This is a genomic window from Streptosporangium jomthongense, assembly GCF_042650425.1.
Classification (GTDB): Bacteria; Actinomycetota; Actinomycetes; order Streptosporangiales; family Streptosporangiaceae; genus Streptosporangium.
In genome coordinates this window covers 290,855-304,169 of sequence record NZ_JBHSBC010000001.1, presented here as the reverse complement: position 1 = coordinate 304,169, position 13,315 = coordinate 290,855, and the positions used below count along the sequence as shown (strand labels likewise).

Below are 13,315 nucleotides of genomic sequence, written 5' to 3'. Positions count from 1 at the left end.
ATCCGCAGAAAAGCTGACTAGGGCGGATTTTTGTGGCCAAAATCGCTCTTGGCGCACGAGAGAGGCCCCTTACCCGCCCTTGGCGCGCTTTAAGCTTGCGGGATGACCCAAGAATCGCTTCTTTACTCATGTCTGGTCGCTTCCGGCGGGTGGCGATGACCTGGGTCGGTATGTCGATCGCTCTGATCGGCGCGCTCGGCTACGCCCTCGGAGCGGCGCTCCAGCAGTTCGAGGCGGTCTCGGAAGGGGCCTCGCTCAAGCTGATGAGACGGCCCCGCTGGTGGCTCGGCGGAGTGATCGGTTTCACCGGCGCCTGCCTGCACGCGGTCGCGCTGAGCCTCGCGCCGCTGGTCGTGGTGCAGCCGATCAGCGTGGCGACGCTGGTCTTCGCGGTGCCGCTGGCGGCGGTGCTGCACGGCAGGCGCCCGCGCAGGCAGGAGATCCTCGGGTCGATCGCGGTCGCCGTCGGACTGCTCGGCCTGATGCTGCTGGTCCCCGCGCACGCCGGGACACCCCACATGACCAACGGCCAGGCGTTCGGCTTCCTCGCCTGCGTCGGGCTGATCGTGCTGGTCACCCACCTGACCGCGCGCAAGGCCAACGGATCGCTCAAGGCGCTGTTGCTCTCGGTCGGGGCGGGGGCGGTCACCGCCAGCGTCTCCACCTTCGTGCGGGTGGTCGGCGGCGGTCTCGAAGGTGATCTGAGCAGGTTGCTGACCTGGTTCACCGTGGCGATCCCGGTGCTGCTCGTCTGCGCCGTGGTGCTGCTGCAGAAGTCCTACGAGGTGGGTTACTTCGGCATCGCCTACGCCGCGGTCCAGGTCGTCGACCCGATCACCTCGATCCTCGCCGGGGCCATCCTGCTGAAGGAGCCCATGCCGACCGGGGCGGCCAACGTGATCCCCGCCCTGCTGGCCGCCGCGGTGCTCATCTGGGGGACCGTCACCCTGGGGCGGCTCTCCCCCGACCACGGCGGCAGCCGTACGGCCGTGCGCGAACCCGCGACGGTCTCCTCCTAGCCCTGGTCGTGCGGGGGCCGCCACCCGAGAACGTCGTCCATCGCGGCGGTCATCCGCCCGGAGGCGAACCGCCAGGTGAGCGCCGTCGCGGTGTCGCGCAGCCGTACGGCCAGCGGCCCGCGCAGCCGGGTGGCCCGGCAGATCGAGGCGGACCTGGCGGTGATGCGCGCGGTCCGCGCCAGCCTCGCCGAGGTGTAGGCGGCCAGATCCCCGCCCGTGCTCACGACGTGGGCCAGCACGACGGCGTCCTCGATCGCCTGGCAGGCCCCCTGGCCGAGGTTGGGGGTCATCGGGTGGGCGGCGTCGCCGATCAGCGCGATCCTGCCCCGGTGCATCGCGGGCAGCGGGGCCGTCAGGTGGTACACGTCGTTCCTGAGCACGTCCCCGGGCTCGGCGGCGGCGAGCAGTTCGGGGATCGGGGAGTGCCAGCGGCCGAACAGGCGCAGCAGCTCGGCGCGCTGGTCGCCGTCGCCGGTGCCGGCGGGGACCGTGTCGGTCGCGTAGCAGTAGGTCAGCCCGCCCGCCAGCGGCATCACCCCGAAGACCCTGCCCGCGCCCCAGGTCTCCGAGGCCTGGACGGCCCCGCCGCCCGGCACCAGCACCCGCCAGCTGGTGACCCCGGCGTAGCGCGGTGCCGGGTGGCCGGGGAACAGCGTGGCCCTGATGGGGGAGGAGACGCCGTCCGCGGCGACCACCAGGTCCGCGCGCAGTGTCTCCGCCTCGGTGCGCACCTCCCCGCCGGGATCGGCCGCCAGGACCGTGGTGCCCAGCCGTAGGGTGCCGGGGGCGAGGGCGGCGTGCAGCGCGCCGACGAGATCCGCGCGGCGCAGCAGCACCACGGAGTCGCCGTAGCGCGCCGAGGCCTCCTCCTCGGTCGTGCGCGCCAGCCAGCTTCCGTCGGGGCGCCGCAGGCCCAGCTCACCCCTGACCGCCGACAGGCCGCGGACCGTGTCGCCGACGCCGATCGTGTCCAGCGCGCGCAGGGCGTTCGCCGCGACCGCGAGCCCGGAACCGACCGGTTCGAGGGCGGGCGCGCGCTCGCACACCGTCACGTCCCAGCCCCGCCCCTGGAGCGCCGCCGCCGCCGTCAGGCCGCCGATCCCCGCTCCGATCACCACAGCGCGCGCCACGTCGCACTCCTTCACTACAGATGTAGTCACTACAGGCGTAGTGAAGGTTACTCCTCTTCCCGGGGTAACTACAACCGTAGTATTGGATGGTGAAGTCCCAACGCGCCGAGTTGATCGCGGAGACCGCCATCGCCCTGCTGGCCGAACGTGGGATGCGCGGCCTGACCCACCGGGCGGTCGACGAGGAGGCGGGGTTGCCGCCGGGGTCGACCTCCAACCTCGCCCGTACCCGCCTCGCGCTGCTCGAACTGACCCTGGAACGGCTCACCGAGCTGGAGGCCGCCACCTTCGCCGCCCTCCTCGACGCCGCCGGTCCCGGCTCGCCCGAGACACTCGTCGAGCTGGCCGCCAGGACGCTGTGGGAGCAGCTCACCGCGGGCCGCCACCGGACGATCGCCCGATACGAACTCGCCCTGGAGGCCACCCGGCGTCCCGAACTGCGTGAGGTCTACGACCGGGCGGGCAGCCGTTTCCGCGACCCGGCCGTCGCGGTCCTCGCCGCCGCCGGGTCCCCCGACCCGGTACGGCACGGCCGCCAGGTCGTCGCGTTCGGGGAGGGCCTGATGTTCGACACCGTCGCCGGAGCGGGAAGCGAGCCGACCCTCGACGACCTCCGCCTCGGCCTCGCCGAACTGCTACGGGGAATGCTGCCCGGCGAGGGCGGCGGGTGAAGGTACCTGCACCAGGACTCGAACCTGGGACCCGTCAAAGGGGCGCGTTATGAGTGCGGCGCTCTCACCGACTGAGCCATGCAGGCGTGTGTGCCGTACAAGGAGGGTAGCGAGGGCCCCGGCGGGGATTCACCCGGTTTTTCCCGGCGTACCGGGACGTGGGATTCCTCCCCCGCCGGGACGATCGGCCCGTGTGTACGCGCGGTGAGATGCGGCTCCACGTCAACGCTGTGGAAGGCGTGATCGGCCCGTGTGTACGCGCGCGGTGACGCGTCGCGGCCGGGCCGCGTCGAGTGACCGGCCGTGCGGTCTTCGGGTCACCTCACCGCGAAGGAGCACAACCTGCTGCGGTGCGCGGGCCACTCGTCGTCCAGGATGCTGAAGTAGGCGGTGTCACGCCAGGAGCCGTCGGGCCTGCGGCGGTGGCGGCGCAGAACCCCCTCCTGGACGCCGCCGAGCCTGCGGATCGCCGCCTGCGAACGGAGGTTGAGGATGTCGGTCTTGAGCTGGACGCGGTTCAGGCCGAGCTCTCCGAAGGCGTGGTCGAGCAGCAGGACCTTGCAGGCGGTGTTCACCTCGGAGCGCCACACGGCCCTGCCGTACCAGGTCCAGCCGATCTCGATGCTCTCGTCGAAGCCCTGGGTGTCGATGTAGGAGGTCCAGCCGACCGCGCGGCCGGTCGCCTTGAGGATCACCGCGAACGGCACGTGGCGCCGGTCGTGGACGAGCTGCGTCACGATCGCGGCCAGTTCCATCTCGGTGCGCGGGGTGATGGCCGGGAGCCAGCGCCACACCTCGTCGTCGCCCCCTCCGGCGAGGAACAGGTCGGGGACGTGGGCCTCGCTCAGCGGTTCGAGCCGTACGGCTTCACCTTCGAGGGTCACGGGGGACGGCATGGTCGCGGTCATGAGACGACCTTATGGCCGGTCGTGACCTGCGGAAAGGTCCACTTCCTGCGTGTCCTGGGCGACGGGTGGACCGGGCCTGCGGGGTGCCAGGCCGTACAGGAGGGTGTCGATGATCAGGGCGGCGAGGGCGTCGGGGTCGTCGGGGGCCTGAGCCCGCATGCCGGCGGGGGAGTGGTGCACCGCCTCGCTGATCAGCGCGAGGTAGACCTGCCGGGCCCAGAGCGGGTCGGTGCCGGGGCGCAGCAGCCCGGCTTCGAGCGCGCGCGCGAACACCGCGTCGCACTTGGCCATCACCTCGTTGTGGATGCGGGCGGCCTCCTCGCCGGGCGGGGGCAGGGTGCCGAGGGCGAAGCGCCAGCCGGACTTGATCTGGACCACGTTGGCGGTCGCCTGGTGCATGGCGACCAGCGGCGGCGCGGTGTACGGCCTGGCCGCGTCGACGGCGTCGCTGATCTCCTGCCAGGCGGAGGTCGCCATGGTCTCGACGAGGGCCTCGCGGCTGGAGAAGCGCCGGTGGACGGTGGTCCTGGCGACTCCGGCGGCCTCGGCGATCTGTTCCATGGTGGCGCCGGGGTTCTCGCTGAGCAGTCGCTCGGCCGCCTCCAGGATCGTCCTGATGCTGCGCTCCGCGTCAGCCCGTAGCCGTCGACCTGTCGTTGCCATGCTCAGAGGCTACATCACCGCACCATTTCGAAAGTTAACTGCAACATATATGTTGCGGATAACTCCATAGCTGCTACCTTTATGACCCAGGAAACCAAGTTGAGGGAGTTTCGCGATGAACAGCACCGCTCTCGTGACCGGCGCCTCCTCGGGGATCGGCGCCGAGTTCGCCCGTCAGCTCGCCGCGCGCGGACACGACCTCGTGCTCGTCGCCCGTTCGGTGGAGAAGCTGGAGAGCCTGGCCGGGGAACTGCGCGGGGCGCACGGCGTGCGGGCCGAGGTCGTCGTCCAGGACCTCGCCGCACCCGACGCCGCCTCACGGGTGGCCGAGGAGGTCGCCGCCAGGGGGATGACCGTCGACCTGCTGGTCAACAACGCGGGCTTCGGCACCGCGGGTCGCTTCGAGGAGATCCCGGCAGAGCGCGAGCACGAGGAACTCATGGTCAACGTCGTGTCCCTGGTCGGCCTGACCCACGCGTTCGTCCCCGGCATGGTCGCCCGCGGTGGCGGTGCCGTCGTCAACGTGGGATCGACCGCGGGCTTCCACGTCGCGCCCTACTTCGCGACCTACGGCGCGTCCAAGTCGTTCGTGCTCAACTTCAGCCTGGCGCTGTGGAGTGAGTACAGGGGCCGGGGGGTCAAGGTGCTCGCCGTCACCCCGGGGCCGGTGGAGACCGCGTTCTTCGACGTGATCGGCACCAGGGCCGCGGCGATCGGAGCGCGCATGATGACGCCGGACCGGGTGGTCCGCGGCGCGCTGCGCGCGCTCGACCGAGACCGGGGCTACGTCGTGCCGGGGGTGGGCAACCTCTTCATGGCCCACATCGTGCCCGACCGGCCGCGCAGGCTTTCCGCCCTGATCGGACGGCTGGTCACCAGGAAGGTCGTGGAGACCTCCTCGCCCGTCGCCGCGAAGACGGCGTGACCCCGGTGGGGCCCGAAGGCTATCCGGCTTGTGTTAGTTCCATCACCTTTGGACGGTCCGGGGTGCCCCCAACCCTCCGCCGGGTATTTGATGACCAAGGATCTTCAACGCCGCAGATCCACGTGTCTTCCTGACCGTTCGACTCTCGGGAGTTCGCTGTGCCCGGCGGATCGATCTACGTGACGAGCGACGACCCGGTCCACGGGTTGTCCCCCCAGGTCATGTACGAGCAGTTCTGGCGCAAGGAGGCGGACCAGCGCTGGAAAATGCGCGGGCTCAAGGCCGCCGGAGGGCTGGCCGTGGGGCTGGTCATCGCCTACCGGTTCGACATCCCCTCGCCCGCTTTCTTCGGGCTCGTGTGCGGACTGCTGGTCGGCGCGGGCGACCTGTTCTGGGCCTGGCGCTCCTACGAGGCGACCGCGGTCTGGCGGGGCAGGCGCCGGGGCGAGACCATCACGGGAAGGCGGCTGCGCCGCAGCCTCCGCAGGCGCGGTTACCGCGTCCTCGACGGCCGGGCCGTACCCGGAGAGGCCTCGATCGACCACCTGGTCATCGGGCCCGGCGGCGTCTGGGTGGTCGACAACGAGGCCTGGTCCCCGGACACCGAGATCGCCAAGTACGGCGAGCGGCTGTTCCTCGGCGAGAAGTACGGCACGTCGGTCGCCAAGGCGCTCGTCAAGGCCGCCGACTCCCTGGCCGAGGTTCTCTCCCGCGAGACGAACATCCCCGTGACGATCGAGCCGCTGCTGGCCGTACACGGCGGCGAACTCAGGCGGACGGTCAGCGCCGAGGGGCTCACCCTGCTCAAGCCGCGCCTGGTCGCCCGCTGGATCCTGGCCGGGCCACGCATGGATCTCGACGCGGAGCAGGTCGAGGTGCTCGCCAGGACCGCGGCCCGCGTCCTGCGCAGGATGAACTGACGCCTCACCCCGTCAGCCGTGAGAGCGCGGACGGCACTTCCCGGCTTGTCGCGCGGGATGAACTGACTCCCGCCGGATTACGGGCCTGTGGCCGAAGTGCGCTATCCTTCAAGGGCTTCAAGCGCCGCTAGCTCAGTTGGTTAGAGCAGCTGACTCTTAATCAGCGGGTCCGGGGTTCGAGTCCCTGGCGGCGCACAGCGAGATCACCGGCACGTTCACGATTCCGATCGTGGGCGTGCCGGTGTCGTTTTACAGGGTGGTTAGTCCCCCACATCGGCTCCATGCGAATGACCGCTCATCGCTGATCCCGTTCATGTCCCAGCCCCCTGTTCGGGGCGCGCGTCAGCCCTATGGCCGCTCTCGTCTGGACACGGACTCCTGCTCGACATCCCCGAGGTCGGCTGAGATCGGCTGCTCGCCGACGGCTCGCTTGACCTTCCGGCGAGGGGAGCCCCTAGCCTCGCAGCGCATTGCTTGACATCGATGACTTCGTCATACAGGAGGGGCATGTCTGCCAGACGAGGTGAAGCCTGGAGCCACGTCCTGATCAACGCTGAGCGGGCGCTGGCCGTCTCGTCGCTTGGCGAACTGGTGGCCCTGCTCCCCGATGAGCACGCCGTGACCGAGGTTCTCAACGAACACCTGGCCCAAGGGTCCGCGGTCCTGGTCCCGGAAAAGGGCCGCTGGCGGCTGCGCTACGAGTCCTCCAGCGTGTCGGCGCAAGCCGCTTTCACCTTGGCGAAGCTGGTGATCCTGGACGACGGGTTCGCAAGAGTCAAACAATGTGCCCGATGTCGGCAGCCGTTCGTCGATCAGACCTCGGCCAGGACCGGCAAGAGGTGTGCCGAACACCTACGCTCACCCGGTGAGAACAGGAGGTACCCGTGACCCGCTGCCCCGAATGCGGAGCACCCACTCGGCCTCACCCGTGTCAGGAACTCTTCGAGATCGTGCTCGCACTCGACCACTCTCGGCTCCCACCCTGGGGTTCTCTGCACGGTGTCACGGTGTCCTGTTTCCTGCTCCAACATCCCAGCCGCCTGCTCGGGGCCGCTCCAACCCGTCCCTGGACGATCCTGCACACCTACCTCGACGGAGGGCTCACCGCCGTCACCCGGCTCACCGAAAACACCCGCCGCGCCAACAGCCACCGCGACACCCGACCCTCTGAAGCCGTCTTCGGTGCACCGGTCACCCTCATCCCGCCGCCCACAGCCTTCAGCGTCACCATCCACGACGTTGCCCAGGACGGCACGTTCCCCGCCGAAGGCTTTCCAGAACGCCTCACCGCCTGGGCAAAGGACTGCATCACCGGCTGGAGCTCTCTCAGCACCTGATGACGCGGCGGCCCTGCACCAACGATGAAGGCCGAGACCCCTCCGATCCCCCTTAGGGCTTGCTTTGCGGATCCTCGCCGTGGTGAAGATCCATAAAACAGGCCCTGGCCGCCTGACGGCCCTATTTGCGGCGGATGGTTCGTACCGGTTGGCCGGGGCGCCAGAGGCGGATGACGAGTTCGTCGCCTTCGACCGAGGTGAGGACGGCCTCGTGGAGGTCGAGGCGGAAGGCGTGGAAGTCGCCGGGGGGCTCGTCGCCCGTGGTGTAGGCGAGCTTCTCGCCGGGATCGGTGATCTCGACCGCGACCCCGGCGACCTTGGCGTCACCGTCGTCGTGCGGGTGGGCGTGGATCGCGCACCGGCCGTCGCGCCGCAGGTCGAGGGCCTTGACCGCGCCGAGCATCGAGCCGAACGACAGGTCGGGCCCCTGGAAGTCGACCTCGCTGCCGCTCACCCTGGGGGAGCCGTCCCTGCGCAGGGTCGCGAGCACGTGGCTCTTGCTCGCCTCGAACCGGGCCCTCACCACCGAGGCCAGCTCACCGGCCTCACGCTCGAACTGTTGCCATGTCGCCATCCCCGCAGTGTGGCAGCCGCCCCCGACAAAAAGCCCCGGCAAAAGCCCCGACGAAAAGCTCCGGCGGCACAGGCCTGGTGAAGTGGTCCTGACGAACAGGGGGTCCCGTTGAGACGGTCTCGACGGGACAGCCCGCACAGGACGGTCAGAGGATCGTGGGGCGTAGCCGTACCCAGGCGAGCAGGAGCCAGCGTCGCCACTCGGGCAGCAGGACGCGGGTGAGGATCGCCTCCCTGACCGTACGGCGGCCGGGTCCCGCGGCGGCCCAGGAACGGACCACGTCCGTCAGGAGCTGGCGGGAGGCCGGGCTGGGGTGGGCGGCGTCGGTGAGAGCCGAGACCAGAGCGGTACGCAGATCCTCGCGGGCGGCCGCGGTGTCCAGCCAGACACGCAGGGCCTCACCGAAGTGGGGGAACTCCCGGGTGGCGGCGAAGGCGGCCCGCCAGGCGAGGGTGCAGGACATCGGGTCGACGGGACCGGACATCTCCAGCACCGACGAGTGCTCCTCGAAGTCCAGGGAGACGGTCAGGGTCAGGAAGAGATCGGTGCCGAAGGTCGTCCGCTGCCGGACGGAGGGGATGTCGTTCCTGGTGAGGGACAGCGCCAGGATGAGGACGTGGACCGGGTAGCCGGCGGCCAGTTCCCTGGCCCATCCCAGCAGGCGGGAGCGGAGCTGGGGGGTGCCGTTCGTGACCAGGTGGTCGACGGTCTCCAGGACCTGACGGAGTTCGGGGCCGCCGAAGGAGGGGAGCAGGTCGAGCAGGAGACGCATGGCGACGTCGAGCCTGCCGATCATGTCCGCGCCGGTGCCCTGGGCCGTGCTCGCGGCCCACTTCAGCGCCGTGGAGAAGACCGCCGCCGGGTCGAGGTCGGCCAGGGCGCGGGCCACGTCGAGGACCTCAAGCCTGACCCGCTCGTCACCGTGGGTCGCCAGGTGTTTGAGCCGGGTCATGGCGATCGACAGGTGGGTCTGGCCGAGGACCTCGCAGACCTGCACGACGGTGAGCTTCAGGCTCTGGGGGGCCTGGCGTTCCCGCGACCACTCGTAGAGCTTGGTCCGCACCCGGCCGCCGACGAGGGGGTGCAGGCAGGTCTGGGTGAGCGCGATGTAGGCCAGGTCGGCGGCCGATCCGGTGGCCCAGGCCCGCGCCATCTGGGTGATCTTCTCGTACTTGTTGTATCTGGCCGCGAGGTCGGCGAACGTCCTGACGAGCCGGTGGCCGAGCGTTCTTTCCAGCGCGAGGACGGTGTCGGTCGGCAGTTTGGCAAGCCAGGAGAGCAGCTCCATCCTGGCCAGGGGGTACTCGGCGAAGACGTGGGGCAGGAGCGACTCGGCGTAGCCGTATCGGCGGAAGACGATCTGGTCCTCGTCGCGTTCGGCGTCGAGCAGTTCGCTCAGGCCGGTGGTCGGGGTCCAGGCGAGGCCGCCCCCCGCCAGGGTGATCTCCAGGTGCCTGGCCAGGGACGACGCGGCGCCGTACACCTGGGTCTCGTCGGCGGGGGTGATCGTCGCCGCGGCGATCATCAGGGTCTGGTCCAGCAGGCCGGGGTGGGAGCCGAACCACTTGCGCAGCTCCTCGGCCCAGCCGAGGTAGGCGCGTTCGACCTCGTGCTCGTCGCCGCCCCTGCGGCTCACCTCGTAGACGATCCTGGCCAGGCGGGCGGCGTCGCCGGGGGAGGCGCCCCACAGCAGCCGTGTCCCTCCGGACCAGTCCTGCCAGGGGGAGTCGAACAGACCCCGGCGGGCGAGGTGGCTGCGGTAGACGGCGTTGGCGGGCGGTGGTTCGACGGTGACCGAGGTCAGGAACTCGGTGAGGTGCCGCTGTTCGGCCGCCGTGCCGACGACGACGGCGAACGCGTTCGACGCGCGCACCGCGGCCAGGAAGGACCGCAGCCGCGAGGGCTCCTCGTCGCGGGCGCGGATCAGGTATCCGCAGGGCGTGGACGCCGCGGCGGCCTCCTCGACGTCGTCCTCCCCGGTGGAGAAGAACCGGATGCGCAGGGCCGGGTGCAGCCGCCGCAGCGCCGCGATGGCCGTGGTGACCACGCCCGCCCCCTCCGGGCCCGCCAGCGCGATGACGTGGTCCGCCGCGAGGATCTCGACGATCCGGCCGTGGTTGAAGGCGGGGATGTAGGCCCTGACCCGTTCGGCGACCTCGTCCTCGGACAGCACCATCGCGGGACGGCCCCGCACGATGGTGAGCTGGTTGAGGATGAGGTCCCGCGCGACGGTGTTCCCGAAGACGTTCTGGGAGCCGTCCCCGGTGATCGTGACGTCCTCGATCGTGGTCATGCTCAGCCCATCCTGAAGTCGCCGTTCACCGTGTTGCCGAAGGCGTTTCTTGATCCCCGCCCGTTGATCGTCACCCCGCTGATCGAGGTTCCGTCGTTCCGGGCGGGAACACCGGTCTCGGGGAGCGGCGCGGCGACGGCGGACGGTACGGGAACGCGCAGATAGGCGGTCTCGGAGAACTGTTTGTCGTCCATCCGGACCCGGACCTCCGTGAACTGGCTCTCCCGCAACGCCGTACGGCCTCCGGCGACGTAGTCGCGGAAGACCTGGTCCGACAGCAGGAACGCGGCGAAGGTGACGTCGGGGTCGCTCCCCCCGATGGCGTCCCGGAGGGGTTCGCTGTCGCAGAGACGGCAGACGGTGACGGTGGCGGCCGAGACGCCGGGGGCCTCCTCCCGTTCGTCGTCCACGAGGCCCGCGTGCAGGGCGGCGCGCAGCCGTAACCTCAGCCCTCTGGCCCGCAGCTCCGGCGCGGCGGCGGCCAGGGCCTCCTGGAGCCGGGCGGGGAAGGGATCGACGAGCGTGGGGATCGCCTCACCGGGCAGGACGGCGAGGATTCCGTCCCCTGTGCTCTCCTTGAACCGGGCGGACTCCCAGGTCTCGGCCAGGCCGCAGGCCGTACAGGCGGCGGAGAGGGCGCGGCGGATCTCCATGTGGAGGTGGGGCAGGTCGACGTCCCGGTGTCTGCTGAACTTCTCGGCGTCGACGGTGAGCAGCGCGCCGTACTTCTCCATGGCGAACCTCCTGTGGGGCCTCGGCTCTGCCAACGATGCAGGGGAACCGCCAGGTGTGTTGTCGTAAATCAGACATCCTCCTGTCCTGAAGCGGACAGGGCACCCGGCTTGGTTCGTACGGGGCAGGCCGGTCGCCGGTACGGCTTGGCCTCTCTACCTGGGGGTATATCCAGGAAAAGGGGAGTTTGGGGCAAATGGGGTGTGCCGGGCCCGGGATGCGTGACCCATGATCCTCACCGGCGGTTGGCGAGGTGCACGTCCTTGAGCACACGACCGATCAGTGACCACGCCATGCTGTCCGACTGCCGTTCGGCGGCCCTCGTCACCTCGGACGGCTCGATCGACTGGCTGTGCCTGCCCCGGTTCGACAGCCCGGCCCTCTTCGCCAGGCTCCTCGACGAGGACGCGGGACACTGGTCCGTACGGCCCGCCTGCCCCGTCGGGGTCGAGCGGGGATACCTGGAACACAGCCTGGTGCTTGAGACCACCTTCCGCGGCCGGGACGGGACCGTGGTCCTGCGCGACGCGCTCGCCCTCGGCCAGGGGGAGCGCGGGCACGCGCTGGGCACCGGGTCGCCGGGCCTGCTGCTGCGCGAGGCGACGTGCGTCGAGGGACGGATGACGCTTGAGGTGGAGTACGCGCCCCGCCCCGAGTTCGGGCTCGTCCAGCCGTTGATGGAGTCCGTGCCCGGCGGCCTGGTCGCGCGGGGCGGCGCGAACGTCCTGACGCTGTCGGTCCCGGTGCCGCTGCGGGTGAGCGGTTCGACCGCGCACGGCACCGTGACGCTTGAGGCGGGCGAGCGCCTGGGCATGGCGCTGCAGGCCAGTTCGGGCTGGGCGCCGGACCCGCCGCGCAGGAGTCAGGAGCGGATCCACCGCCGTATCACGGACACCGTCGCCGGATGGCGCTCCTGGTCGGACACGCACCTGGGCTACCGGGGGCCGTGGGAGCGGGAGGTGGACCGGAGCGGGCGGGTGCTGCGCGCCCTGACCTTCGCCCCGACCGGCGCCATCGTCGCCGCGGCGACCACCTCCCTGCCGGAGAGCATCGGCGGGGAGCGTAACTGGGACTACCGCTACACCTGGGTCCGTGACACCAGCTTCACCCTCCAGGCGCTGGCGACCGCGACGTGCGACGTCGAGGAGGCGGAGTTCTTCACCTTCCTCGCCCGCGCCTCGGCCACCCAGCTTGACCAGGGCGCCGACCTGCAGATCATGTACGGCGTCGGCGGCGAACGCGACCTGAGCGAACGGTCGCTGCCCCACCTGACCGGCTGGCGCGGCAGCGCCCCGGTGCGGGTCGGCAACGACGCCTGGCGGCAGCGCCAGATCGACGTCTACGGCGAACTGCTCGACGCGGCCGGTCTGCTCCACAGGAACGCGCACCGGCCCGACCCGCTGACCCGCGCCTTCCTCGTCGGCGTCGCGGAGACGGCGGCCCGCCGCTGGCAGGAGCCCGACCAGGGGCTGTGGGAGGTGCGCGGCCCCGAGCGGCACTACCTGCACTCCAAGCTGATGTGCTGGGTCGCCATGGACAGGGCCGTGTCCCTGGCCCCGCTCCTGGGGGCGGACGAACGCGTCGCCGCCTGGAAGGAGACCGGGGAGCGCATCCGTGAGGCGATCCTGACGCACGGCTGGAACCCGGAGGTGGGTGCCTTCACCCAGGCCTTCGGTTCACGGGACCTGGACGCCGCCGCGCTCATGCTGCCCATGGTCGGCTTCCTGCCCGGTGACGACCCCAGGGTGTGCGCGACCGTCGACGCCGTCGCCACACGGCTGACCGACGGGCACGGCCTGGTGCGCCGCTACCAGGCGGCCGACGGGCTGCCCGGGGACGAGGGCACGTTCCTGCTGTGCACGTTCTGGCTGGCCCACGCCCAGGCCATGGCGGGCAGGAGCGGCCCGGCCAGGCGGACGTTCGAGACCGCGGCGTCGTACGCCAACGACGTCGGTCTGCTCGCCGAGGAGGTCGACTCGGTGACCGGGGAGCCCATCGGCAACTTCCCCCAGGCCTTCAGCCACATCGGTCTGATCAACGCCGCGGAGGCCGTACGACGCGCGGAGGGATGACCCGGGGCGACACGCCGTCGTCACCTGGAGGGCTCCGCCCCGTGCCGGGCCCGGGGGCCGGGCGGGGGTGA

13 protein-coding genes and 2 tRNA genes are annotated in these 13,315 nt (G+C 70.7%); 8 read left to right on the top strand and 7 right to left on the bottom strand.

What is annotated here, in order from left to right; translation table 11 throughout:
• Window positions 1-170: 170 nt before the first annotated feature.
• Complete coding sequence (locus tag ACFOYY_RS01425; RefSeq protein ID WP_386187021.1) at window positions 171-1,019, top strand: DMT family transporter; 849 nt, start codon at window positions 171-173, stop codon at window positions 1,017-1,019.
• Here the strand turns inward: ACFOYY_RS01425 and ACFOYY_RS01420 are convergent.
• Entirely contained in the window at window positions 1,016-2,149 is a 1,134-nt protein-coding gene (locus ACFOYY_RS01420; RefSeq protein ID WP_386187018.1) for an FAD-dependent monooxygenase, read from the bottom strand. The genes ACFOYY_RS01425 and ACFOYY_RS01420 overlap by 4 nt on opposite strands.
• Before the next feature lie 89 nt (window positions 2,150-2,238).
• On the opposite strand from ACFOYY_RS01420, the gene ACFOYY_RS01415 reads away from it, so the two are divergent.
• Window positions 2,239-2,820, top strand: a complete 582-nt coding sequence (locus ACFOYY_RS01415; protein WP_352010462.1) for a TetR/AcrR family transcriptional regulator — start codon at window positions 2,239-2,241, stop codon at window positions 2,818-2,820.
• A gap of 3 nt (window positions 2,821-2,823) precedes the next feature.
• Here ACFOYY_RS01415 and ACFOYY_RS01410 read toward each other — a convergent pair.
• The 3 genes from ACFOYY_RS01410 to ACFOYY_RS01400 form a co-directional block, all read right to left on the bottom strand.
• Window positions 2,824-2,906 (bottom strand) — tRNA-OTHER (locus ACFOYY_RS01410).
• A gap of 231 nt (window positions 2,907-3,137) precedes the next feature.
• Window positions 3,138-3,728 carry a GNAT family N-acetyltransferase gene (locus tag ACFOYY_RS01405; RefSeq protein ID WP_352010463.1) on the bottom strand — a complete coding sequence of 197 codons (591 nt, stop codon included), beginning with the start codon at window positions 3,726-3,728 and terminating at the stop codon, window positions 3,138-3,140.
• Between the two features lie 9 nt (window positions 3,729-3,737).
• On the bottom strand, window positions 3,738-4,391 hold the full coding sequence (locus ACFOYY_RS01400) for a TetR/AcrR family transcriptional regulator (RefSeq protein WP_362773831.1): 654 nt from the start codon (window positions 4,389-4,391) through the stop codon (window positions 3,738-3,740).
• 115 nt (window positions 4,392-4,506) lie between these two features.
• Between ACFOYY_RS01400 and ACFOYY_RS01395 the strand changes: the two genes are divergently transcribed.
• From ACFOYY_RS01395 to ACFOYY_RS01375, 5 genes are all read left to right on the top strand, one after another.
• Entirely contained in the window at window positions 4,507-5,316 is an 810-nt protein-coding gene (locus ACFOYY_RS01395; protein WP_352010465.1) for an SDR family NAD(P)-dependent oxidoreductase, read from the top strand.
• A 158-nt stretch (window positions 5,317-5,474) separates the two neighbouring features.
• Entirely contained in the window at window positions 5,475-6,236 is a 762-nt protein-coding gene (locus ACFOYY_RS01390) for a nuclease-related domain-containing protein (RefSeq protein ID WP_386187011.1), read from the top strand.
• A gap of 121 nt (window positions 6,237-6,357) precedes the next feature.
• Window positions 6,358-6,431: transfer RNA gene (locus ACFOYY_RS01385), tRNA-Lys, on the top strand.
• A 312-nt stretch (window positions 6,432-6,743) separates the two neighbouring features.
• Window positions 6,744-7,124 (top strand): hypothetical protein, encoded by a 381-nt coding sequence (locus tag ACFOYY_RS01380; protein WP_386187008.1) that lies wholly within the window; start codon window positions 6,744-6,746, stop codon window positions 7,122-7,124.
• Complete coding sequence (locus tag ACFOYY_RS01375; RefSeq protein WP_386187005.1) at window positions 7,121-7,573, top strand: DUF5946 family protein; 453 nt, start codon at window positions 7,121-7,123, stop codon at window positions 7,571-7,573. The genes ACFOYY_RS01380 and ACFOYY_RS01375 overlap by 4 nt, the downstream gene beginning before the upstream one ends.
• Window positions 7,574-7,694: 121 nt before the next feature.
• Here ACFOYY_RS01375 and ACFOYY_RS01370 read toward each other — a convergent pair whose 3' ends face one another.
• The 3 genes from ACFOYY_RS01370 to ACFOYY_RS01360 form a co-directional block, all read right to left on the bottom strand.
• Window positions 7,695-8,147: a pyridoxamine 5'-phosphate oxidase family protein gene (locus ACFOYY_RS01370; RefSeq protein WP_352010469.1), complete on the bottom strand. Its 453-nt coding sequence runs from the start codon at window positions 8,145-8,147 to the stop codon at window positions 7,695-7,697.
• A gap of 145 nt (window positions 8,148-8,292) precedes the next feature.
• Window positions 8,293-10,440 carry a hypothetical protein gene (locus tag ACFOYY_RS01365; RefSeq protein WP_362773817.1) on the bottom strand — a complete coding sequence of 716 codons (2,148 nt, stop codon included), beginning with the start codon at window positions 10,438-10,440 and terminating at the stop codon, window positions 8,293-8,295.
• Window positions 10,441-10,442: 2 nt separating this feature from the next.
• A complete protein-coding gene (locus ACFOYY_RS01360) occupies window positions 10,443-11,174 on the bottom strand; it encodes a hypothetical protein (RefSeq protein WP_352010471.1) in 732 nt (243 codons plus the stop codon).
• 261 nt (window positions 11,175-11,435) lie between these two features.
• Here ACFOYY_RS01360 and ACFOYY_RS01355 point away from each other — a divergent pair, with 261 nt between their 5' ends.
• Window positions 11,436-13,244 (top strand): glycoside hydrolase family 15 protein, encoded by a 1,809-nt coding sequence (locus ACFOYY_RS01355; protein ID WP_386187000.1) that lies wholly within the window; start codon window positions 11,436-11,438, stop codon window positions 13,242-13,244.
• The last annotated feature ends 71 nt before the right edge of the window (window positions 13,245-13,315 follow it).

What these genes read in the sequence shown, in the direction of transcription:
- ACFOYY_RS01365 (WP_362773817.1), bottom strand. Translation starts at nt 10,440, where the DNA reads ATGACCACGATCGAGGACGTCACGATCACCGGGGACGGCTCCCAGAAC.
- ACFOYY_RS01400 (WP_362773831.1), bottom strand. Translation starts at nt 4,391, where the DNA reads ATGGCAACGACAGGTCGACGGCTACGGGCTGACGCGGAGCGCAGCATC.
- ACFOYY_RS01395 (WP_352010465.1), top strand. Translation starts at nt 4,507, where the DNA reads ATGAACAGCACCGCTCTCGTGACCGGCGCCTCCTCGGGGATCGGCGCC.
- ACFOYY_RS01370 (WP_352010469.1), bottom strand. Translation starts at nt 8,147, where the DNA reads ATGGCGACATGGCAACAGTTCGAGCGTGAGGCCGGTGAGCTGGCCTCG.
- ACFOYY_RS01380 (WP_386187008.1), top strand. Translation starts at nt 6,744, where the DNA reads ATGTCTGCCAGACGAGGTGAAGCCTGGAGCCACGTCCTGATCAACGCT.
- ACFOYY_RS01360 (WP_352010471.1), bottom strand. Translation starts at nt 11,174, where the DNA reads ATGGAGAAGTACGGCGCGCTGCTCACCGTCGACGCCGAGAAGTTCAGC.
- ACFOYY_RS01405 (WP_352010463.1), bottom strand. Translation starts at nt 3,728, where the DNA reads ATGACCGCGACCATGCCGTCCCCCGTGACCCTCGAAGGTGAAGCCGTA.
- ACFOYY_RS01425 (WP_386187021.1), top strand. Translation starts at nt 171, where the DNA reads ATGTCGATCGCTCTGATCGGCGCGCTCGGCTACGCCCTCGGAGCGGCG.